Consider the following 24,344-nt stretch of genomic DNA (forward strand, 5'->3'; position numbering starts at 1 on the left):
TCCAAGAGACCTTTTATACAATTAACCATGATCGTTTTTACTTTTCAATTATAGGTATCCATACTTCAACACTACCTTTAGGATAGACTTCTAGTTGAGGTCCTTCCGCTACTTCATAATCAGAGGTTGGAAACCATTCAGTGAAAATTCTCTTCCATATCTTTTGAATAACTTCAGTAGTATCCTCAATTCTTTCATAGCTATCGGAAAATACTACCCATTTAGCAGCAGGTATGGTTAATACATCGAATTCTTTAGGTACATGAGTTTTCGGTGGTAATAATGTATTAATCATATATTTGTTCTTATAGGTATCATCATCAAAGTCATATAATGTGGATTCTAAAAATGTATTCTTATAGGGCTCAAATCCTGCTATCTCACATAATTCTTCATAGCTTCCGTCTACTCTTAAATCATTCCAAAGTTTTGGAATAACTTCGTAGGGGTTATCATTTAACCCTATAGTAATACTCTTACCAAATACCTTATAGCTTTCCTTGTCTTCAATTCTGTAGTTCATCTCTACATCTCCTTTTATTGAAATATGAAAGGATAAGCGAGGATAAGCTTTGAGCTCAACACCCATATTGCGCGCTAATGTAGGTGTAACTCCATGAATTTGTTTAAATGCCCTTGTAAAAGCGTCTGGTGAATCATAACCATATTTAATAGCTAAGTCAATAATCTTAATAGGACTATTTTGTATTTCTAAAGCTGCAAGGGTCAGTCGTCTCCGTCTAACATACTCAGATAAAGGTATGTCAACGATAAAGGAGAACATTCGTTGAAAGTGGTACACCGAGCAACAGGCTATTTTTGCTACCTCTTCATAGTCCAAATCATCTATAAGATGCTTCTCGATATAATCAATTGCTCCATTCATTTTTTGTAACCAATCCATAAGCTACCTCTCCTTTCTTACATTAAAAGAGTACCATGGATGTACTTCAGACTTCCGACTTTTGATGCCATTTTCTGCAGGTTGAAAGATGCTATTCACCCATAACTGTGAATACAATCTCTCTCAATCGGTCTCTTGTATCACATTCTATCAACGTAAGGTTTTGCCATGGACCTAAGGTTATCTTTCCATCAATGATAGGAATTGTGATGAAGGGGGATAATAATGCTGCCTTAATATGACTTGAACCATTGTCATCATGCCAAGTTTCATGATGTTTATAGTGAATAACACGACCTGTTTCATCCTCATAAGGTGAAAATATATCCATCGCTTTCTTAAGATCATGTTTAACAATACCAGGCTCAAACTCGAGAGTCGTCAAACCAGCTACCCCTCCTGTAGTAAAACCAGTTATCGTCCCATTTTGTATGCCCTTTTCCCGTGATGCTTCCATCACTACATCTTGAAAATCTTGACTTACATCAATCATACCCATATGTGCTTTTGTTTGATATTCTTTAATCTTGCTGTAAACTGCCACTTATATCATCCTTATCTATAGTCATTTAAAATTAACCAGAATATGAGATCATTACTTTCATCATGCCTAATATTACCATATCTCTATGGATAATAAAAGAGTTTAAACAAGCTACATAAATTGATTATTATCTTAATATATCATAAAGCTTTCTATATTCAGTGGGACTCATTCCTTCATGTTTCTTAAAAATCATGCAAAAATAACTAAAGTTATCATAGCCTACTTGTAAGGCAATATCTTTTATAGTCATTTTAGGATTATTCACAAGTAATTCTTTACTTTTAGCTATTCGATATTCAGCTACAACAACCATCGGTCGTTTATTATAATGCTTTTTAAAGATTTTGCAAATATATTCTGGAGATACACCAAGCTGATCTGCTAAATTCTGTAGAGTAATGATGTTGGAGTAATTACGTTTAATATAAGTCATAACAGGTTTTAACCTCCTCCTATCAGCATCGGATTTTTCCCATGGTATAATATTTTTGCATAATGTTAACAACAATTGATATACCAAAAGTGAACATTCTAAATAACCTTGTTGTTTCTCTTTCTGTGTCACAGCTAGCATCTTTCTCATAATTTTTTGTAGCAACTCAGGTTCCTTTACAGTATATACACCACAGTCATAGATACCCCAATTATTCAATAGAACCTTTACCTCTCTCCCTTGAAAGCATGCCCAATCTACTAACCAAGAATCTGTTATAGGATAGTACTTAACAGGTCTTTCAGGAAAAACGAAGATCCCTTGTCCTTCTTTAATAAAATACTGTTCTTCACCAATTTCTAAAATTCCGTTACCTTGTTCACATTGTATCCAATTAAAATAAGGAATACCTGTTACGCGATTTTTTAAAGGTTGTTCATAATGACATCCCACCCCTACAAGATAATAAGGTAACTTCAATTGCAAGTCGTCAACAATTAGGAATTTCTGATTACTCATTTTATCACCTATGTTCAATATTTTAATAATCACTTCAATATCTTTTGATTGAAATGCTATTTGTTTATCCTATAGAATATCAATATATTAATATTATCATATTTTATTCTGTTCCTCAATTATGAAAGGAGAACTGTCATGAGTAATCACCAATATCAGATTAACCTCAACGGCTTATGGGAGGTAGGTAATCTTCGTCAATATAATAAAACAGCAATGGTGCCTGGGTTAATTAGTGATCCTAAAATAACTAATAAAGAACCTCTTTGGTTCAGAAAAAAAGTAACACTGCCAGCTCATCTCTGGTCCCACTCCAATTTACATCTTAAAGGAGCACGCTTTTGTCCATCAGTTTATATTAACGGGGACCTTGTGGCTACATCAGAAGGCGGAATGGCACCCATCAACCTTTCTCTAAAACATCCCTCCCTTGTTCCAGGCAATACTATTGAACTAGAAATTGAATTAAAAGGTCTTGATGAAGTTCCCCTTGATGATGCTTCACGTATACCTGATGCAGACTTATGGCGAAGTAATGTATCCTCTCTTTTATGGGATGATATTGAGCTCATTTTTTACAACCATATACATATCAAACGCATGATTCCTCACTATACATTATCCAATGATAGCTTAAATCTTCAATGGGAGCTTGTCGACATTTCAAATTACCTGAGTAGAGAAAACATCTATATTAAGCTTCAACTATTCGATGACAATGGTGAGTTAATTATCGAAGAATTAAAGCCATGTAGAAATACTCAAGATGCACTTTCAATACAGCTAAAAGGTCAATGTAAACAATGGAGTCCTGAATCTCCAATATGTTATCAACTACAATCAACCATCCTATTAGACGATCTTATTCTTGATTACAATCCTATGACCATCGGACTAAAGGAATTTGTAACTGATGGTATTGGTTTTCTACTAAATAATAAGCCTATCACATTACGAGCAGGTACTGTTGTTTGGCATCGATGGCTTCGTGATCCAGAAGCTTCAGAATTAGCCTTTAATGAAATTTGGTTTCGCGAAAACATTGTTAAGAGATTAAAAAACTTAGGTGCCAATACCCTTCGTTTTCATTTAGGTATGCCACCTGAAAAGTTTCTGGATTTATGCGATAAATATGGCTTACTGATTCAGGCCGAATGGAGTTTTTTCCATGGTATGAAGGGTTCCAAAAAGAGCTTAGTTGAACAATGGGGGCACTGGCTAGATTTATGTATGAAGCACCCTTGTATCGCTATTATACATCCCTGGAATGAGACCAACGATATGGAACTAAAAGTAGCCTATGATGCTTTAAAAGAGTTAGAACAAAATTACCCTCCCCTTGTTATTGGCCATCGAGACGTTATTCATATCCATAAATATTGGTGGAGTTTATTTGAGAATATTGGATTATACTATGATTCAGCAGAAGAATTTACTCACCCTATTATGGTTGATGAGTTTGGGGGTAACTACTTAGATGGCAATGGTAATCCTGGATTATACCCGACAGTAAAAGGAAGTCTCTTACGTTTCCTAGGTCCCAATCATACAAAGGAGAAAAGATTGGCCATCAATCGAGATGCTAATGTGAAAATAGCTGAGTATTGGAGAAGAATTGGTGCAGCAGGTTTCTCACCCTTTTGCATGCTTGGTAGTCCAGAAGATGGTAATCATCATTTCATGGGTCCTTTACAAAAGGGTAAAACAAAACCTGTCATGGATGCTTTAGCAGTGGTTTACTCTCCACTAAGTTGCAGTTTAAACCTATGGGATAGAAATTTCTACCCCAATCAGAGTCTTGAAATACCAGTACATTTATTTAACGATACAGATCAAGAAGAATTATTACATGTTCAAGTTAGTATTTGTGATAATGGTAAGATGGAAGAGATTATAAACACTATTGAATTTTCTTCTTCTACTCAACCTCATAGTCGTAGCATTAAGTATGTTACCATAACTTTACCTAAAGAGAATGGTCTTTGGACCATAAAGAGTACTCTACTTAATCCACCAAAAAAAGTAGATAAACCTGTCGTATCCCAATGGACTATAAGAACTTTAACACCAGCTCCGGATTCTTACTTAGAAGATAGCATAATTGGTGTCTATGATTCAGAGCAGGAACTAAAATTATTCTTAGAAGATCATGGTTTTGATGTCCGGGATATGACTGATAAGAATTGTGATCTCATCATGACTTCCTCAAGAACATGGAATCTATTAAATAAAGATCAATCTTTAAAAGATTTTCTCCAATTAAGATTAAATCAAGGCTGTAGTATAATCATGTTTAGCATTGGACCTAGACAACTGTATCTTCCAGGACATACAAGTGCACTAGATGGTATATATACACCAAAGGCTTATGAAATTGAGAACATTAATCTTTTTCATGATATTCAAATAAAGTTTCAGCAAGTGCCAGAACCTGAAAGCTGTATTCACTCTGCAAACTTAAATTATTTATGGGATTATCTTGATTCTGAGGCAACCCAGATATGGAACGGATTACGAGGTGGACTTATTGTTCCAACATGGGATATGGAAGTTAATAGCCCTAATGGTGACGCTTTTTTAGAAAAATGGAGTAATCGTGGTGCAGATGTCCCCCTTTTAAAAAGAGGCGATTACTATGCCTACGAACTAGCAGGTCACTATCATTTTTCCATTGGAAAAAGTAAAATTGCTGATGAAGAATTAAGAAAAAAGGTCCATTTTTTAGTAGAAGATGCCCCTGCTCTTAAAATATCTATTAATCCTAAAGCTCCAATTAACAGAATTAATCTTTCTGAAGAATGGCGAACATATCAAAATACTACAGTTGACATGCAAATTAAGCCACTTGCTATATGTGGTAAAAACCTAACCCGAACACCAGTTATACAAGTAGATTTAGTAGAAAACAGTGGTCGATTAATACTTTCGCAGTTGCTTACTGAAGGAAGACTACATACTAATTATAGTGAAGAAGGTTTTTATGGCATTCGTGAAGATGCAGCCACCCAACAATTTGTATTCAATATGATGAAACAAGCACTTTCCCAACAAGAGTGACTCCATCACGTTTGCACAGAGTAGCTAACTATTAAACCATGTTGTATTTATATACAGCATGGTTTACTTCTCTTACTTAAAGGTGATAGATATGGTATACTTATGAAAATACATATTCAAGGATTGAAGGGTGATTTTGTGAACGAAAAACTACTTTCTACTACCAATGTGAATATAAGAGTAATGGCATACACAAAAGTTAAAATAACCTGGAAAGAAGAGAATATCCAACCTGAATTTAATCGACTTTACTTTATATGTGATGGTGAAGGTGTTATAGAAGTAGAAGGAAAAAAGTACTATCCAAAGCCAGGTGATATAGCCATCTTACCAGCAGGTAAGCAACAATCCTTTGGAACACTCAATGAGAATACTTATTTAAAATATTGGTGCCATTTTGATGCAAAAGTAGGGAAACAAAATCTATTCGATCTCATTTCCCTTCCATATGTTGTTCCAGTTAAAGAGTATTCTCACACATCTGATCGATTTAAGACAATGCTAAGTTACCATCATAAAGAGGATATTACTTCTTTACTTATGGCTAAATCTATATTATTAGAACTCTTAGCACTTTATTTTAAAAATGCACGCAGTATGAATAATTATCCTCATCCTGTTCCAATTGTAAAATATGATGAGCAAATCTCTCTTATATTGTACTTCATAGAAAAAAACTTACATACCCATTTAAATAATGAGCAATTAGCAGAACAGTTACATTTTCATCCCAATCACTTTATCCGTTTTTTTAAGAATGCTGTTGGCATATCCCCTATGAAGTACATCAACCAACGACGTATGGAAAAAGCTAAGCATATGCTTAGCTCTTCATTTATGAGTATAACGGAAATCGGTCAAAAAGTAAGTTACAGCAATGTATTTCATTTTTCTAAAGCCTTTAAGCAATATATGGGGTATTCACCATCTGAATATCGTCAGCATTATATGGAACTTGATCATGGTGATATGCATGGTCACTAAGGCTTATATATTTTACCTCCATGTAATGGTGGGTAATAACTGCATCTTGCATAATTAGGCTGCTGATCAAACTCCAGTTCAAAGACGGGTATGCCAACATTCTCATCAGGATTTTTAACTGGTAAGTCTAAAATAATACGATGACCAACTTGTTTGAAATCAATAGGTGAGCTGTCTTTTAATAAACGTACGGTTTTTAGTTGTGCATCCATTATGCCTGCTAGAACTAGTCGTTGATCTTTTGGCCATATTATATTCAATACGTAGCACTTGTTATTCTCGCATATAGCTTGGCAGACACCACTTACGTTGACAACTCTATCGTTCCCTTTATCTTTTTTACCATAAACAGCTTCACCATTCTCTATTAACCACTTCCCAACTTTATTAAGAGGTTCGATTACTTCTTTTGGTAAAGAACCATCGGGTTTTGGACCCACATTCAATAAAAGATTACCGCCTGAAGCAGTTACCTTTCTGATCATACGTATAATCTGTTGAGGTGTATAACTATAAGGTAATACTTGATCGGAATCAATATATCCCCAGCTTATTCCATTAAAGGTCATACATGCTTCCCAATCTCTATCTTCTGCTGTGATATGTTCTTCTGGTGTACCAAAATCCTCATCTAGTTTACTTCTGTTATTAATGATAATATGAGGTTGAAGCTCCCTTACCATTTGATTAAGTTCTAAAGAATTCCATCCTTCATGGGATTCCATTGGGCGAGGAACGTCATACCATAAAATATCTATCTTGCCATACTGAGTCATTAGCTCTCTATTAAGCTCTTTAATATAATCATTAAAACGCTTTCTAGCTTCGCTGTCATAAGCACAACGACCACCATCCGGATGCTGCCAATCCATTAATGAAGAATAAAAACCTATCTTTAAATCATATTCCCTGCATGCTTCTACAAACTCTTTAACTATATCTCGTTTTGGACCATAATTAACAGAATTATAGGGGTTCACTTTGGAATCCCATAGGCTAAAGCCCTCATGATGTCTTGTTGTTAACACCATATACTTCATACCTGCTTCTTTAGCCAGTTTTGCCCATTCTCTTGGTGCTTCTTCTCGGGGACAGAAGGAGTTAGCCAATTTCTTGTATTGTTCTACATCATAATTTTCTAAAGCCATTACCCATTCATTTCTACCTAACTCTGAGTATAATCCATAATGAACAAACATACCAAACCTAGCTTCTCGCCACCATTGCATTCTTTCATCCCTAGTTTCTGCTATCTTTACTTCATAGTCAGCTTTACATAATACACTCATCTTTCAAATCCTTCTTTCATTTAATAGTATACTTACTATGTAAGATAGCTTTATTGTAGCCAAAACAAACATAGATTTATATAAAACTAGCAAAAGAAGAATGATCTCTCATTCTTCAATCCACTTTTTTAACTAATGTTTTTTTATGGTCACAATAGATACGGTACCAGTAACCTTTATAGAAAATCTTAAATGACATGTATTCTATTTCCTTAGGCAGTCTAGGCGATAATGAAAGTTGATCTGATTCAAAACTATTTTTCATACCCCCAAATCCCATAATTAAACCTTGCCAAATCCCTCCACAATTTGCGATATGAATACCTTCAGCCGCCCCCTTCTCTTCCATGTCTATGCCTATACTCTTGGCGAACATATCATAAGCATTTTCTGAGTCACTTAAATCACTGTAAACGAGAGCATGAAAAATATAGGATAAAGAAGAATCATGTGTGGTCAAGGGTTCATAATAATCCATACAATGCTTTTTCATGGTATTATTAAAATCTTTTCTAAATAGATAGAGAAGGGCTATGACATCGGCTTGTTTTAGTGCTTTACTTCGATAATTCCTCTCTTGTGATATGAACTGTCCAAAAGGTCTACTCTTATCCGTCCAAATCTTATCCATATCGATATCTTCAAAATTACTAAAGTTCTCGCATTGATTAATGAATCCCTTTTTATCATCAATAAGTAAAACCATATTCTGAACTATATCTTTAATCTTCAATACCTCGTCTTCTGTAATATTCAACTTTCTTAATAGGGTTTTATTCTTCTCATCAGCAAAGGCTATAGTGTCTATTGTTGCTTGCAATGTAAATCGAACCATGTAATTCGTAAAGGTATTGTTATTGGTAAAGGGTAAATATTCGTCAGGACCCATAACACCTCTTAAATGATAAGTACCCTCTTCCTCATAGACTCTCTCCATCCAATACCTTGCTGTTTCCATAAGCATCTCTAATCCTTCATTCAATAGAAACTCTTGATCATTCATATTCTTACAATAGTGCAATAAGCCATAAATAACATCAGCTGTTACATGTACTTCTAAATCTGCATATTGCCAATTAGAACATTGCTCTTTACCTGAAATGCATGACTCCCAAGAAAATTTAGCCCCATTATAGCCATATCTCTTAGCATTCTCTTTAGCACCTTTTAGGGTATTGTATCGATACCTAATCAATTTCTTTGCATATTCCGGTTGAGTATAGATAAAGAAAGGTAATAAGTAGACCTCTGTATCCCAAAAATAGTGCCCATAATAGGCTTCACCTGCATAAGCTTTAGCATCGATAGCAACATGATCCTTCTCATTAACACTGCGTAATAGATGGTAGATGCTAAATCTCACAGCCTTTTGTAATTTCTCGTTTCCTCCAATTTCTATATCGGATTTTTCCCATTTTTCAGCCCAGATTCTATTATGCTTTTCAAACTCATTGTGACTATCCCCAATATTGATATTATTTTGTAAATGCTTTCCGATATCTCCACAGTACTCATCGTCAATACTGGTGGCATAATATATTCTTTTTTCAATAATTACTTTTTCATTAGCTTTAAGATCCAGACTTCCATGTTGATATATTCTATTCTCCACTTTATGTATCCTATTTTCTAACATGGTTCCTTGGGAGATACTAATATCCACACATAACCCAACCTCTTGATTAGTATCTGTTATAAGATATGCAGAAAACTCCTCTTCATCTAGATCAATCTTATTGAAGTGATTATAACCATTTGTGGTTACACCAGTATCAATAAAATGACTGATCTCTAGAATACCATCTTTCTCAGAGGTGATTTCGGTCCTTTGGACAATCATGTTCTTGATTGCCATGCTGCAATACCTTTGAACATTGACCTTAATCACATTATTGTTAATGCTCCAATGAAATTTTCTTTCTAAGCTACCATTTCTAAGATTTAGCTTTCTTTCAAAATCGGTATACATGGACTGATTCATATCAAATCTCTCATCTTCATAAATCATGTTCATGCCCAAAGCATAAGGTAGATTAATAATTTCTTCACCTAAAATAGGATGATTGCCGTATATCCCTGGTATATATGTACCCCATTTACTTAACGGATGGCGTTGCTTTTCTAAAGTTACATTTGCAGGAAGTCTCCAGTAAACATCATCTTGAGATGCTTCTGATAGATCTTCATCAAAGGTCGCTCGTAAATTCAAGTAGCCATTACCTTGAGCATATGCTCCTTCATAATGCTTATTGTCGCTCTTATTGTAATCCTTATTTGTTAGTATCCAACCCATATTTTAATACCTCATTTATTATAAAGTCTATTTGTATCAAATCTTTTTTGTAACCCATTGAAGCATGGTGCACCTTATACAGGTGCACCATATTTACTAGTTAATACATTTAATTTATCTGATTACCTCTATTCAATTGTGTAATCATTGTTTTTTTTATCTTTTTTTTCTTTTTTGTCTTTTTTGTCTTTTTTATCTTTTTTGTCTTTTTTATTTTTTTCTTTATACCACTGTGCTTCTAGAACTTCGATTTCTTTAACAACAGTATCTGTTTCACCATTGATCAACTCAAATGATATAGTTTCTGTTGTTCTAATCTCACCCAGGTTAATAAGATTAAATCCAACCTGAAGCTTATTATTCATTTTTTCTGCTTCAACTAATCCATCTACTTTAATGACGAACTTCTCTGGTAGTGTTTCAAAATATATGTTAATATCTTGAATCTCCTTGATTTCACTAAATGTCATTGTTAGTTCATTTGTTGTATTTGCGCCAGAAGCTTGCCACGTTGCATCGTTATCAACTGCTCCATCAATGACACCTAATATGCTATCACTTGGCATTGTAAAGCTTTGATATCTGGCTTCTTCTCCAGTATGACCTACACCATAACCAGTGGAATAGTTAAGAGGGAAAGAAAAATCGATTGTTGCTTGCTCACCTTCATTTTGATCAGTATGCACTCTCAACCAACCTGTTCCAAGGAAACTTTCATTGGCAACACCAGTTATAGTTCCAGTATCATTACTTGTATACTTACCAAAATCTTCACCAGTAACCCCTGTACTATTACTTGTAGGCCATCTATAACAAGTAACTCCTCCGTTATATACGGTTTCTTGAGTTGCTCCTAAAACATAGCGCTTACCTGCTTCTAAGGTCACTTGTTCATCATTGGCATCTCTCATGGTAATATTATAGGACTTATTTAACCCGCCATTCTCAATAGTCGTAATTGGAAGTGTCCCAGTTGCAATAGGGTCCCCTGTTGGTCCTTTGCCATCTTCAGAGATAGGATAAAGATGAACTTTAAAATCTGTGAAATCATCAGGCCATACCTCAGGTCTGTCAATACATATAAACATATCCACTGAATCCAATAGGGCATCTGTTGAAAGACTGGATTCAATAATAGTTAAAGGTGTACCTTCCGCATTTCTTTGAGTAGCAATATTTCCTGTATGGAGTGCTTTAAATCCATATAATGCAACTGATTTACCTTCCTGATTCTTCAATAGAATTCTAATACCCATGGCTTCAACCATATCGAATTGAACAATATTTTCATCAGGTGCTATATACATTGAACCAATGGCATTACTAACAGGTTTCCAATGTCCATCAAGTAAGTATTCAACAGTATAGTCTGTAGGAAGACCAATTGTATCATCAGTTAAACCTGTAGGCTTATAGTATACATTAAAATCGAGTTGATTCATGTATCTTGAATTGTTAAACACAACGCCGTAATAGCTATCTGTTTCAATTTGGGATTCCCATCTATGCTCCTTACTGATGCTATCCGCAATTGGCGCAGTCTCATCAGAATCCATATTGGTTGATGAAGTGATGACTGTTCCATCACTTGCTATATTAGCACCATTGTAAGGCAAAGCGCCTTTTGGAATTGTTTTTAAGCCGTCTAACCATAGATCAAGACCTAAACTACCGCCTGTTATGGTATTGAATGTTATATAATTAATCTGACTTAAATTCGGTTCCCCTGTAATGGATTGAATCCACATACTGTTTCCATCCAATGGTATATAAGCTGCATACCACTCATGTCGGTACTGCATTTCAGTAAAGTTTACATAATGGAAAGGTGATAAAACTGTTTCAGTCGGTGTAAACGTCATATAGTTACTTTCATCTGTATACAGTGTCACGACAGGTGTCTTACTCGCATCTCTATTCTGATTACGTATCTTCATACTGAATGTGAGAGCCGCATCATCACTAAAGTCAAAACCTCCATCTTTTGTTTTGGGATATGTCAATACATTAGTTGGTGCTGTTGTTGTCATCTTAATGGATTGATTACCATCAATAACATAATATATTGGATAATCCACTAGAGATGTTGCACCAACCTGTGGAATCGTCATATCAGGACTATCATTAGTAAGTTCTGTCTTCCCATCATTTGCTGTTACATCCCAGTTGGATACATGCTCTTCTGTACCGATTTCTTCTCCAGAAGCAACAACATTCACATTAATCCAATCAATATCTGACCAATTTCCATTAGTAACAGTCACAGCCACATCATAAAAACCTGGTTCTTGATAGGTATAGTTTACTGATTCTCCAGTAAGGATTGTTCCATCACCCATATCCCATCGATAGGTTAATGGTTGATTGTTTGGATCTGTACTGCCTGCAGCAGAGAACGTAATTGCTTCTTCAGTATAATAACGCTCTCTATCAGAATTGATAATAGCTGATGGCACCTGATTTAAATAATCATCATAATCTTCTTGATATGCCGCGCCTTCTCTGATGATAATATCTTCTGCATTAGCTGTTGTATAGATTGCATTGTTATTTCCGTTACCTTCAATTAAATTACCATTGATCTCAAACCATTCTGCGTGATCCAAGTAAATAGGATACATGGTATTGTTCACAATTCTATTGTTTTGTATTAAAGCATGATAGGAAGGTTGCTCCTCTTTATAGCTCATACCAATACCTGAACCATTGTTATCATGGATATTATTATTGATAATAACCATATGTTCTGAAGACCAATATTTCATTGAAATACCTGCATTTCCGAAGTTTTCTGGAGCATTGGCAGGTTTAATTCCATTATAAGCAATTTCATTACCTATCAGTACGGATTCATCTGAACCACCTAACCAGAAACCATAACTTGAATAATTGGCTTTATTTCGAATATAATAGTTTCTGCCCATGCCACTTTCAACTGCATTGTTATTAGCAAAAGATGTATCATTCTCTTCAAATACATTTCCTTCAGACACATAGCCGTTTAAAGCTCTGACAAATATCCCATCACCACCGTGAGTGAAATCATTCCCCTTTATGTAGTTATAGTTTGAACCTGCTTCAATAAGCGATGAAGTTGAATCTCTAGCATGTACTTCATTTAATGGGTCAATTCGAATCCCCCAACTGAAATCATTATCACTGATCGTATTGAAGCTTGAATTCCAAAGTTCCAATGCTACATCAGAACAAACAGAGAAATTGTTGTCTTTGACTGTATTATGATCTGAGTATCTTAAGGATAGTCCATTAGCATTATTGGTAGCGATATTACCATTGAGTTCACTGTTATTAACATGATTGAAAACAACAGCTCCACCATCTTGGTCGCCCCATCCACCATTTGGATTGGTGTAATTATTCGAGAAGTTATTGTCCTTAATGACTAATTGGTCACAATTATTAGCTTCTAATGCATAATAGAAACCACTAATATTAAAACCTGTTATCGTTACATTGGAGGAGTCGTTAACTGTGATAGCTGTACCTTTAAACAAACCAGTATCGATATCATAACTTGTTCGATCAAATGGTTTATCTGCTAAATGATCAGGAACTGTCATTCCGTCATCATAGGATAAGTTCCATAAATAAAATACTTTTGCTTCTGCCAAATCACTAAATGTTCTTACACTATCCTCTATTACCTCTATGGTATCGATCATTAATCCCATATTCTTCATTTCATATGTAGATAAGGTATTATTATGATAAGATAGTTTAACATCAACTTCTTTACCAGCATAAGCATTCAAATCAACTGTGTACTTGCCCCAACTGTTGCTTATATCTGTTTCAATAAACACATCCGTCCAGGTCACTGTGTCCTCTGAAACTGAAACTTTCAATTCTCCACTAAATGCGTCAGCTTTTGCATCAAAGCTAAAAGTTATCTGATTAGACTTAGTAAAGTCAAAGTGTCTAACCATGTTATAAGAATCATTTCCTTCAATTGGATTTAATTGGTAGGCATAAGCACCTGTTGTTACATCTTCTTGTATGTCTTCTTCTGGTGCATTAACAATCGTTACCCCTGTACCATCCACAGTGATATGATCTCCTACAATGGTTATACCTTTTGATGCACCTTCAAAATAATACTCTCCTGGTTTGAGCTTTATATCTTCATTAATAACCATACCAGGGACAGGAATAATCGATCCATCCCCATCTTGTACCGTTACTGTGATTGACTCACTAGCATTCTCACAGGAAACTGTAATTTTGGCGATACCACCAGTGACTGCTGTGACCATACCATTTTCATCTACAGTTGCTACATTTTCATCAGACGACATATATTGAATTTTTCCACCTTCAAATACTGCTCCAAACTGATCTTTAACTATAGTATTAATGGTTGTTGTATTCCCAATTTTTAAGATGGTTTGATCTGTTGAAAGTTCAATAGTGGTTGGTTTAGGTAAGACAGGTTGACTATCACCAAAACTAACCTTTAGATAGCCTGTACCTAAGAAAGATTCATCAATAAAATCCTGTCCAACGACCTTACCAAAAAACTCTTGCCCTGCAAGTCCTTTATCCGAGGTTGGCCAATCGTAGCATGTTGCTGTCGATGGGTCTTCATTTTGTATATCATCTGTTGAAAGATCAATAGCATATTGTTTACCCGCTACTAAATCATATTGCAGGTCAATGGTTGCAATACCATTGGTTTCTATTTCTCCACTTGGTTTTGTTATCGTTGTCAGTACATTCGTTGGGCTATTATTTTCAACCTCGTAGAGGGTTGCCACCAAATTAGGAAAATCTAAACCAAATTGATTTTTCTTAATCAAATAAACATCAAATGATGACATTCTATCTGTTACGTGAGAAGTGAAAGTTTGCCATCTACTGGAGCCATCTGTTATACCAAAGGAGAATCCCCATGTTCGCGTACCCTCGAATGTATAATCAATTGGTTCTGAATTTGGTTCCCCGTAGTAAATTTTTGTCCAATAGGTATGTACCCACTGGGTTTCATCAATGACGTTAGTTTCATTTGTTATTTTACCAGATGGATTGGTTGCATCTTTTCCAATATCTTTATTAGCCCAGTCATAACGAGCATGATCATTATCTTGAAGCCCTAGTGGACTAGCTGTTAAAACAAGGGCATATTGCTTACCCTTTTCTAAGCTTGTATTGAATTCTATTCGGGTTATATCCTGTGATTGAATATGATCTGAGGATATAGTGGTGGTATCCAGTACCTCACCTAGAGTTCCACCATTTACATCATAGATTTTAGCAATTACTTCAGATGGTAAACCTTCCTTTTCAGGATTTATCTTAATTAAATATACCTCTACTGCATCCAGTATGCCATCTTTAATTGCAGTGAAAGTTTGCCATCTAGCCTGTGCATCTGATTCAATTCCAAAACTTGCTCCCCATGGATTTGGATTTTCATGTGATAAATCAATCACATCTACATTCTCCAAGTATATTAAGTTATCCATAGCCGTTTGCAAATTATTAGCTGCTTGATCAACTTCTTCTTGGGTTGCATCTTCTTTGTCCCTTACTTGTATAGCCAGATCATTTGCATTTTGAAAGTTCGTCCAACTCTCAACAGTATACTCATCTTCTATTTTGGTATTAGCTGTTTCTATAAGGGATATCAATGTATCCTTATTAACACCATTTGGTACTGTATCTACTTGCATTTCGATTTTAGTCCAATAGGTATGTACCCACTGAGTTTCATCTACTATGTTGTTTCCAGGGGTGATCTTACCTGATGGATGAGTTGTGTCTTTCCCTATATCCTTATTAGCCCAATCGTAACGTGCATGTTCATTATCTTGAATACCTAAAGGATTTGTGGTCAAGGAAAGGGCATAGGTTTTACCTTTTTCTGCTGCCACATCAAACTCAAAGCGGGTTATATCTTCTGAGATAATAGTCACAGAAGACGCCGTTGTTGTTTGTAATACTTCACCTGGTAGTCCCCCATCAGCCTTATGTATTTTTGCAACGACTTCAGTAGGTAGTCCTTCTTTATCTGGATTAACTTTAATTAAGTAAACCTGTACTGCATCTATTATGCCATCTTGAGTAGCCGTAAATGTTTGCCATCTAACTTGTGCGTCTGCTTCAATCCCAAAGCTAGCTCCCCAGGGATTTGGATTTTCATGTGATAAGTCTATGACTTCAGTCGTATTCAATGTACTTTCAGTTATTACTACGTCCTTTTCTGTTTCTGCTGCACTTGTTAATCCAACATTGGTAAAAATCATGTTAATCACCAACATTAGAGCGAAACATTGTCTTAGCCTTTTCATTGCAAAGTGCCCTCCTATATTTTTATTCATCCAATAGTAAATAAAATCTCATAGATAACGAATTTCATGATAAATTCCCTACTTTAAATTCCCTACTTTAAATCCCCTCCTTATTATTATAAAATTCTTTATATTCACACACTTAATAAATCGTTATCTATAACCTATTGAATGTTAAATAACTTCGAGAAAGTCTCTATTAGGCAATGGTTTGTGTGGTTGGTGTGGTTCTGCTTGATACCAGTAAACAACTGACGATATATCATCCTGTAAAGGTAAGAATCGTTTAAACTTATTTCTCCACCCTAAGGCTTGCATGGTAATCTTCAAATCATTTTCAAAATAAATGGGGTCATAGATGTGGAATCGATACATCCCAAAGCGTTGGTTTAATTTGTAGGCTCCTTCAGGATTCAATACTTGATTTAAGCCTGCATACAAGTTACTATATTGCTTATAAGTCCCTTTAGGATCTTCAAAACTCCATGCTCCTCCAAAATAGTCTTCTGTACCTGTTCCACAGATTGTAGGAAATTCTTTATCCCCATCCATGTAGAACTTTATTTCTCCTTCTCCCCACCAATAGTTATTATTAGCTTGCCAAGCCATGTATGCACCCACATATTGTCCTTTACCAATGATATCATCTGCTAGGACATAGGCTTCTTTATATTTCACTGGATTGGTCCGATTAAATTGTGCATGAAAATAAGCAGCTTTTTCATCTACATCCGTTATATCATAATTTATCTGATAGAAGAATGTTTGTTCTTCTCGGCTCAAATTCTCTACTGTTATCCTTGCATGCTTTCTAAAAGGCATCTGAAAATAACTGTTATAACCTCCAGCAGGATTTACATTGATAGGTAATGCTGATACGTAAGTTGGTGTGCACCAACCGCTGCAATAGAAATCCCCTAAAGGTACTTCAACTGATGGATGCTCTTCATCATCCCAATAAAACCTTAAAATTAGAAATCTCAATGCTTCTGGGAAACAAGTCATCCACATGCTTCTGATGATAGCTGGTCCTTCAACACTACCAATTTCAACTGTTTCGCCACTTTTAATGTGCAAACAAGGACGAACCTTCCATCCCTGCCCTAGATCAAAGGCAGGATTTTCTTCATCCTCTGGGAATGCCATTCCACCTTTCCCTTTTTCACCAGTTGGATTTTCTGCGCTCAAAGACCGACTGATATTATTGGTCATCATAAATAAATCTGAAAGTCCATTACTCATAATTGGCCTCCTTATCCTTTAACTGCTCCAGCTGCAAGACCTGAAACAACTTGTTCTTGTAAGGCAATGTATACGAATATACTCGGTACAACTACCATGATGGTAGCAGCAAACATGGCACCGTAATTACTTGCAAATTGGCTCTTGAAATAATAAAGAGCGATAGGTAAAGTCCGCTTGCTATTGGATGATGTCAAGCTTAGAGCAAACTGGAACTCATTCCAGCAAAGTAAAAACTCTAGGATAGCAGCTGTACCAAGGGCTGGTTTTGCAATAGGCAATATAATACTAACAAATGTTCTAAAAAAGCCTGATCCATCCATATAAGCTGACTCTTCCATTTCTCTAGGTATGGTTTTAAAATAACTTCTCATGATATAAATCGTTGATGGTAACCCAAATGCCATATAGATAATGATGAGACCAGTTAAGGAATCATTCAAATGAGCTGTAGTCATGGTCTGATATAAAGGTTGTAAAAGAGCTGCTCCAGGAATCAATAAACCCACTGAAAACATCATCGTAAAAAAGCCATTATACTTCCAATCAAATCTAGCTATCGTATACGCAGCCATGCTCAGTAAGAAAACATTCCCTACTGTTGCCACAATGGATACGATAATACTGTTGAAATAAAATTGTGGTATGGGAGCAATCGTCAAGGCATCTATATAGTTCTTAAAGCTAAAGACACTTGGTAACCCTAAACCACCTGAGAGAATTTCACGATTAGTTTTGAATGAAGAAACAAATACCCATAATAACGGTCCCAAGGATATAATGATGATAGCGGTTATAAAAACAAAAATAAGTGCCTTTATGATTAGACCTTTTATAATCGATTTTTTTCCTTTCATTGTTTTTCTCCTTTTTAATAATAGTGGTTTTCTGTCTTATAAATTCTATTAATGATAGCTACTGCTACTAATCCTAAGATAATCATTAATACACCGCTTGTATTCGCTAATCCAAAGTCGTTAGCAATAAACGCTGTATTATAAACATATAGAGGTAAATTCATCGTCATATTACCTGGTGCACCTTTTGTTGTCATCATGACCAAATCAAGCTTTTGTAGCATACTTGTAGCACCAAGAATTGTTGTTGTCCCTATAATCGTTTTTGTCAGAGGTAATACAATATAGATATTCTTTTGCATTTCTGTTGCCCCATCCATGATTGCTGCCTCCATAATAGAGTCTGATAAAGATGTCATCTCAGCCATTAGTAGTATCGTAACGATGCCTGCGTAAGGCAACCAGGTCATGGTAACAGATATAAAAGATGTCTCGCGGCTCATGAACCAGTTAGGTAGATCAGTAAATCCTAATTGGGTTAAAACAGAATTCACAGCACCAAAGGACGGATTAAGTAGAAGTACAAAAAGCATTCCTACTGCTGCGCTGGATATAATATTAGGTAACATAAAGACAGTCCGTGTAAACTTCCAATAGAATTTTTTTCTAGCCAGTATTAATGCTAACATAACACCAATAGCTATATGTATGGTTGACTGTAAAAACATCCAGATAATCGTGTTCCAAGTTGCTTGCAAAAATTCTTCATCTGAGAATAATTCAATATAATTATCGATTCCAATAAAAACAGGTTCTGAAGCTACTATCCATTCTGTAAAAGATGTGCCTATCAACGTTGCTACAGGTACAGCATAAACAAATAGAAAGAGTGCTGTAGCCGGTAATAAAAAAATAAATCGCCATTTCTTACTTATATTCATGGTTGTACACCTTCCTATAGTTCCTTTTCTATGTATCATCTATAAATCTCCACTTACATAATAAGTGGAGATTTATTTGTCATTTCAATTATTTTTTATAAGATGCATCTTTACTTGCTGCTTCATCCAGTTGAATAGCCATTTCTTCAGGTGTAATCATATCATAAGCTAATTCAGGATATAGTCGACTTAAAGCATTCAATGCTGTTGGATAACTAATTGTATCAATTGTTTTATACTGGTATTCAATATCACTTAATAGACCAACAAAGTCAACAACAAGAGGATTTTTCGCCTTAAACTCATCAGATAATTCTACATTAGAAGTTAATGGTAATACACCCGCTTCTTCTAAATGAATTAATTGACCATAGGCATCTGTTTTAAATTTGATAAACTCAAACGCAGCATCTTCAATGGCTTTATCACTCTTTGCAATTGAAAAACCTCTCTCAAATTGAGAAATAGTACCATTTCCTGGGTATAGTGCAACCCCTACCTTATCTGCAAAGCCTTCTTCAGCTTTATCAGTGTTTGAGAAGTCAGGTGTCATCCAAGGTCCATTAGCAATAATCGCTGTTTCACCATTTAAGAAGTGATTAGCCGCAGTAGCGTAATCTGAACCTACAGCATCAGGAAGAGCATATTCTTTAAGCATGGTTTGCATTTTACCAAACGCATCAACTACCTCTGGTGTATTGTATGTATCCACGTAACGTGTGTTCATAAAGGTATTTCCAGCTTCTCCACTTGTACCAATCATTGAAACCAAAATTAAGTTAGAGGTCCAACCATTCTCACCAGTCATGAGAGACAGTGGAGCTTTACAAACACCTGAACTCTTAAGTACTTCAAGGTTTGACATCCACTCATCCCAAGTTTTTGGTACTTCAATGCCAGCTTGTTCATACATATCTTTATTATAGAAATAGCCGATAGCTTGTAAACCGTAGGAAATGTTATATAGTCCTTCATCTTCCCACTGTCGACCTGCTGCTATAGCTCCTTCACCGAGTTCAGATTTATATTGAGGATCAGCATCTACATAACCCATCATATCAACAGCTATACCATTTTTGACTGCAAGCTCTAGTACACCGTTATTACCTTCAAAAACATCTGGCAAATTATTAGCTGTAGCTAAAATCTTCATTTGATTATAGTATTCTGCATCACTAGGCATTTCAGTTACCTTAAGGGTAATCTTTTGGTTATCAACACCATTATATTTTTCCTGGAATTCACTAAAATATCTTGTTTCAGCATTGGCAGCATTGTGGGTACCTACTCGGAAAGTAGCAATATCCAATTCGATAGCTTCTGGTAACCCGGATTCTTCTTTTTCATCTTTCACTTCTTTCTTTTCAGTTTCTTCTACTACACTAACTTCTGCTGTTGGCTCATCAACTTTTTTCTCCTCAGATGCCCCCGTGCATCCAACAGCGCCAAGCCCAATAATAGAGGCTAACGCAATTGCTAAAGCTGATTTAAATTTGATTTTCATACACATACCTCCTAAGTATTCGATAATCCCTAAACATTCAGTGACTATCTACGTTATGCCTCTAATATTACCGTAGTTAAGACATAAGATGAATAGCTATAATTTACATTAATTGGGCTATAATAGACAAATAATTAAACCTGTTTTTTATTGATAAACTTTCTTGCAGTTAATTGACCTATCTATGACTATTTTGCACATCCTACTAATTATTTTATAAATTATTTCTATAATCACTTGGACTCTGTCCCACATATTTTTTAAAAATATTTGTGAAATAGGCTGGATCATCATATCCGATTAAATGTCCAATTTCATATATCTTCTGAGTATTATCTCTTAATAAAACTTTAGCTCTCTCAACACGATATCGGTTAATGGCTTCTGATAAAGTGATACCAGTTTTCCTTTTGTAGACCCTACTGATATAGCTTTTGCTAACATGAAGATGTTCACTTATACCTTCTAATGTAATATTGTTCATGTAATGGGTCTTAATATAATGATCAATATGATTAATTAAATAGGACTTGACCACTTTTTGCTCATCAATCAGTTCTTGGCTAAATTTCATCAGATCTTTACAAACTTCTAATAGTGCATAGATGGTTTTACTATTTTCAACTGCTTGATAAAGGTTTTTTTCCTTCTCCTTTAAGCTAGCTTTTTTATCAAAGTGTTCCAATCTTCTTAGTATTAAAGAACTGATATAAAGTACATCTACCTTACAACTATGTAACGGTCTTTTATGCATAATTAATTTTCTTTTCCAAATCTCCAAAGTCTGTAATGCTTGATGATAGTCCTTAGAAAAAAGATACTCGATAAGCTCCTTTGGTATTTCAGTTTTATGGTTGGAAGCGCTTTCTTGCTCTTTATGAGTATAAACCGTTATCACACTACCACCATCACCTAGTTTGCCTAATGCCATGACAGATTGCTCATAGGCAACATTAAGCCTATATAAGTTATCAACAACTTGACTGATGCCAAACCGTATATCAATTTGCATGAATTGTTCAATCATCTGTAATGTTTGCAAACATTGTTCCTTAACCTGCTCAACATTCAACCGATCATTGGCATTCTTACTTACAATAAGCATAATATTATTCTTCTTAATGTTAACCACATAGTAACCATAGCCCTTAAAACTAATGGCTACAATATCTTCAATCATCTTAATCGTATCCAACACATTTATACCTTGGTCATTATAAAGAATTTCACATGAGCAAATACAGTATTTCTTTTGATCCAAGTTATATTTTTTTATTTGTGAATCATCTTCAATAAGTCTAGACATTGCTATAGTTTCAAGTATGTAAGATGTAATATCCTTTATATCCTTTTCATCCAAGGGGTCCTTAGCTAACTCTTTTTCCTTTTCAGATTCGATGATTTTTTTAGCCTGAAGGACAGCTTTAGGTAATTCATTGACAAAATCATTCTTAATGACAAAATCAACAGCACTGTAGCGAATAGCTTGTTGAGCATAATTGAACTGAGAGTATGCTGTTAGTATAATACTCTTAGTTGATGATTCTTTTTCATATAACGTTTTTATTAACTGAATACCATCCATTTGAGGCATCTTGATATCTGTAATAAGTATGTCTACAACGTTGGATTCCATAAAGCCAAGTGCTTCTATTCCATTTGCACAGTCACAAATGACTTCACAGTCCATACTTTTCCAATCAATGAGACTTTTTATTCCTTCTCGAATAACTTGCTCATCTTCTACAATAAGAACTTGATACATACCGTCTCCCCCCATCGCCTAGGCTATCTTATCCTTTTGAATCTTAATAATAACTCTCGTACCTTTCCCCTTCTCACTATGAATAATTAACCCATACTCTTCACCATATATCCGCTTTAACCGGGTGTTAATATTACTCAATCCTATTTTTTCACGACTGTTCCCATCTTTCACTTGTATATCTTGAAGTTCCAGCTCATTGGTATCAAAACCACTACCATCATCATTAACTTCCACATATAGATCCTGGTCATCTTCCCAAACTGTCACGACTATTTTCACCACATCTTCATGATTTTCAACTCCATGGATGACTGCATTTTCTACGATAGGTTCTATCGTAAGTCGAGGTACCTTAATCTCCTTAAGGTGTTCATCAATATTAATCTCATAATGCAACTTCTCTGAAAAACGTTGTTGTTGCAAATAGAGATAAAAATCCACATACTTCAGCTCTTCCTCTAGAGTTGTATAGGTATTCTTATTGGAATGTAAAGACGCCCTTAGTAAACCTGATAAAGAAGTCAGCATGTTATAAACCGTCTCATCTGAACTCATCTTTGCCTTGATTTGAATCACCAATAATATATTAAATAAGAAATGAGGATTAATCTGCTGTTGTAAGAACTTAAATTCCATCTCTTGAAGCATGATCTTAGATTCATATGTTGTTTGGATAAGATACTTCATTTCCGTTGTCATAGCGTTGAAAGTATGACTAATGCCATCTACTGCATCATTTTTGTAGCTAGGCATTTTCACATCGTAGTTGGCATTCTTTACTTCTTTCATGGCATTAGTCAAATCCTTAATAAAGGCTGTGACTTTCTTTGATAAGAAAGTACCAATGACCGCTATAATAATACTTAGTATCAGAGCTGTATTAATAAAAAGTGGAAACTGATCAAAAGCTTGATTAAAAATGTAGTTGTGCGGTACTAAGTTTATAAACACTAATTGGCTATTTTCTACTTTTTTAGCTATAGCAACATATTTCTTATTATTTAATGTGAGATTGCTAATTTGATCATATGTCATGCTACTCATAATAGCATTATCACAGAGCTTTCCGTTCCTTGTTTCATCACTTGATGAATAAATCATGCCGTCTTCATCAGTTAAATAAGTCTGTGTATCCTTAGAAGCTATAGCACCGTGATAGAGTCTTTTAAAAGCATTTGCTTCCGTTGCAATAAGAATAACTAAAGATTTATTACTTTGGAAATCGTATTTTAATTTCAATGCATAATAGATGTAATTGCCCTGTTCTAAAGGTGGTAAAAATTCTGAACCAGATACTTTATTTAACTTGCTATAGGCTTCATTAGAACCTGCTATAATCTGCTTTTCTGACAATGGTTTTGCATATGTATAACTGATCAACTGGTCATCTACAAAGATAGAAATATAACTGATGAGGTCTGCTTTCCAAGCACTACTATAGTTGAGTACATGCTTGATTTCTTCTTCTAATTTATTAACACTGCTATAAAAATCTTTTCCTTGGGTATCTAAACTCTGAGGATTATCAATCCATGTCACAATGGTGTTGGAGGCCGCTACAGCATGAGCCGTATTAGTTATCAGTGCTAGAGTTTGCTCAATGTTTTCCTTTGTCTTATCCACATAAATGGTCATCTTCTCATAGGTTGCATCTACAGATTTTGTATATAGGATGATGGATGAAAAAATTCCCATAATCATCATGGCTATAAACATAAAAAGCACAGAAGCTACAACAATTTGATTTTGAGCAGACAC

General features: G+C 35.1%; 14 protein-coding genes. 2 read left to right on the forward strand and 12 right to left on the reverse strand.

The window, feature by feature from the left end:
• Positions 1–37 precede the first annotated feature (37 nt).
• The 3 genes from C1Y58_RS07100 to C1Y58_RS07110 all read right to left on the reverse strand — a co-directional run bounded on the left by C1Y58_RS07100 (position 38) and on the right by C1Y58_RS07110 (position 2,403).
• Positions 38–904, reverse strand: coding sequence for an AraC family transcriptional regulator (locus C1Y58_RS07100; RefSeq protein ID WP_105615317.1), 867 nt, complete (start codon positions 902–904; stop codon positions 38–40).
• Between the two features lie 91 nt (positions 905–995).
• Positions 996–1,448 carry a YjbQ family protein gene (locus C1Y58_RS07105; RefSeq protein ID WP_105615318.1) on the reverse strand — a complete coding sequence of 151 codons (453 nt, stop codon included), beginning with the start codon at positions 1,446–1,448 and terminating at the stop codon, positions 996–998.
• 127 nt (positions 1,449–1,575) lie between these two features.
• Positions 1,576–2,403, reverse strand: a complete 828-nt coding sequence (locus C1Y58_RS07110) for an AraC family transcriptional regulator (RefSeq protein WP_105615319.1) — start codon at positions 2,401–2,403, stop codon at positions 1,576–1,578.
• Between the two features lie 138 nt (positions 2,404–2,541).
• On the opposite strand from C1Y58_RS07110, the gene C1Y58_RS07115 reads away from it, so the two are divergent.
• Together C1Y58_RS07115 and C1Y58_RS07120 are read left to right on the forward strand one after the other, a co-directional pair.
• Entirely contained in the window at positions 2,542–5,460 is a 2,919-nt protein-coding gene (locus C1Y58_RS07115; protein WP_105615320.1) for a glycoside hydrolase family 2 protein, read from the forward strand.
• 138 nt (positions 5,461–5,598) lie between these two features.
• Complete coding sequence (locus C1Y58_RS07120) at positions 5,599–6,444, forward strand: AraC family transcriptional regulator (protein WP_170311543.1); 846 nt, start codon at positions 5,599–5,601, stop codon at positions 6,442–6,444.
• Here the strand turns inward: C1Y58_RS07120 and C1Y58_RS07125 are convergent.
• The 9 genes from C1Y58_RS07125 to C1Y58_RS07165 form a co-directional block, all read right to left on the reverse strand.
• Entirely contained in the window at positions 6,441–7,733 is a 1,293-nt protein-coding gene (locus tag C1Y58_RS07125) for an alpha-L-fucosidase (protein WP_105615322.1), read from the reverse strand. The two genes, C1Y58_RS07120 and C1Y58_RS07125, sit on opposite strands and share 4 nt — an antisense overlap.
• Before the next feature lie 115 nt (positions 7,734–7,848).
• Positions 7,849–10,026: a glycosyl hydrolase family 65 domain-containing protein gene (locus C1Y58_RS07130; protein WP_105615323.1), complete on the reverse strand. Its 2,178-nt coding sequence runs from the start codon at positions 10,024–10,026 to the stop codon at positions 7,849–7,851.
• Positions 10,027–10,154: 128 nt separating this feature from the next.
• On the reverse strand, positions 10,155–16,334 hold the full coding sequence (locus C1Y58_RS07135) for a right-handed parallel beta-helix repeat-containing protein (protein WP_170311544.1): 6,180 nt from the start codon (positions 16,332–16,334) through the stop codon (positions 10,155–10,157).
• A gap of 174 nt (positions 16,335–16,508) precedes the next feature.
• Positions 16,509–17,576: a glycoside hydrolase family 172 protein gene (locus tag C1Y58_RS07140; protein ID WP_242985354.1), complete on the reverse strand. Its 1,068-nt coding sequence runs from the start codon at positions 17,574–17,576 to the stop codon at positions 16,509–16,511.
• 11 nt (positions 17,577–17,587) lie between these two features.
• A complete protein-coding gene (locus tag C1Y58_RS07145) occupies positions 17,588–18,433 on the reverse strand; it encodes a carbohydrate ABC transporter permease (protein WP_105615325.1) in 846 nt (281 codons plus the stop codon).
• A 14-nt stretch (positions 18,434–18,447) separates the two neighbouring features.
• Positions 18,448–19,353, reverse strand: coding sequence for a carbohydrate ABC transporter permease (locus tag C1Y58_RS07150; protein WP_242985355.1), 906 nt, complete (start codon positions 19,351–19,353; stop codon positions 18,448–18,450).
• A 49-nt stretch (positions 19,354–19,402) separates the two neighbouring features.
• Positions 19,403–20,818, reverse strand: a complete 1,416-nt coding sequence (locus tag C1Y58_RS07155; RefSeq protein ID WP_157949997.1) for an ABC transporter substrate-binding protein — start codon at positions 20,816–20,818, stop codon at positions 19,403–19,405.
• 214 nt (positions 20,819–21,032) lie between these two features.
• Complete coding sequence (locus C1Y58_RS07160; RefSeq protein WP_170311545.1) at positions 21,033–22,583, reverse strand: response regulator transcription factor; 1,551 nt, start codon at positions 22,581–22,583, stop codon at positions 21,033–21,035.
• 18 nt (positions 22,584–22,601) lie between these two features.
• The gene (locus C1Y58_RS07165) at positions 22,602–24,344 is read right to left on the reverse strand and encodes a sensor histidine kinase (RefSeq protein ID WP_105615328.1); all 1,743 of its coding nucleotides are present in this window, start codon (positions 24,342–24,344) and stop codon (positions 22,602–22,604) included.

Source organism: Vallitalea okinawensis (assembly GCF_002964605.1).
In the GTDB taxonomy this organism is placed as follows: Bacteria; Bacillota; Clostridia; order Lachnospirales; family PQDH01; genus Vallitalea_A; species Vallitalea_A okinawensis.

What these genes read in the sequence shown, in the direction of transcription:
- C1Y58_RS07100 (WP_105615317.1), bottom strand. Translation starts at nt 904, where the DNA reads ATGGATTGGTTACAAAAAATGAATGGAGCAATTGATTATATCGAGAAG.
- C1Y58_RS07110 (WP_105615319.1), bottom strand. Translation starts at nt 2,403, where the DNA reads ATGAGTAATCAGAAATTCCTAATTGTTGACGACTTGCAATTGAAGTTA.
- C1Y58_RS07115 (WP_105615320.1), top strand. Translation starts at nt 2,542, where the DNA reads ATGAGTAATCACCAATATCAGATTAACCTCAACGGCTTATGGGAGGTA.
- C1Y58_RS07125 (WP_105615322.1), bottom strand. Translation starts at nt 7,733, where the DNA reads ATGAGTGTATTATGTAAAGCTGACTATGAAGTAAAGATAGCAGAAACT.
- C1Y58_RS07130 (WP_105615323.1), bottom strand. Translation starts at nt 10,026, where the DNA reads ATGGGTTGGATACTAACAAATAAGGATTACAATAAGAGCGACAATAAG.
- C1Y58_RS07135 (WP_170311544.1), bottom strand. Translation starts at nt 16,334, where the DNA reads ATGAAAAGGCTAAGACAATGTTTCGCTCTAATGTTGGTGATTAACATG.
- C1Y58_RS07140 (WP_242985354.1), bottom strand. Translation starts at nt 17,576, where the DNA reads ATGAGTAATGGACTTTCAGATTTATTTATGATGACCAATAATATCAGT.
- C1Y58_RS07145 (WP_105615325.1), bottom strand. Translation starts at nt 18,433, where the DNA reads ATGAAAGGAAAAAAATCGATTATAAAAGGTCTAATCATAAAGGCACTT.
- C1Y58_RS07150 (WP_242985355.1), bottom strand. Translation starts at nt 19,353, where the DNA reads ATGATACATAGAAAAGGAACTATAGGAAGGTGTACAACCATGAATATA.
- C1Y58_RS07155 (WP_157949997.1), bottom strand. Translation starts at nt 20,818, where the DNA reads ATGAAAATCAAATTTAAATCAGCTTTAGCAATTGCGTTAGCCTCTATT.
- C1Y58_RS07160 (WP_170311545.1), bottom strand. Translation starts at nt 22,583, where the DNA reads ATGTATCAAGTTCTTATTGTAGAAGATGAGCAAGTTATTCGAGAAGGA.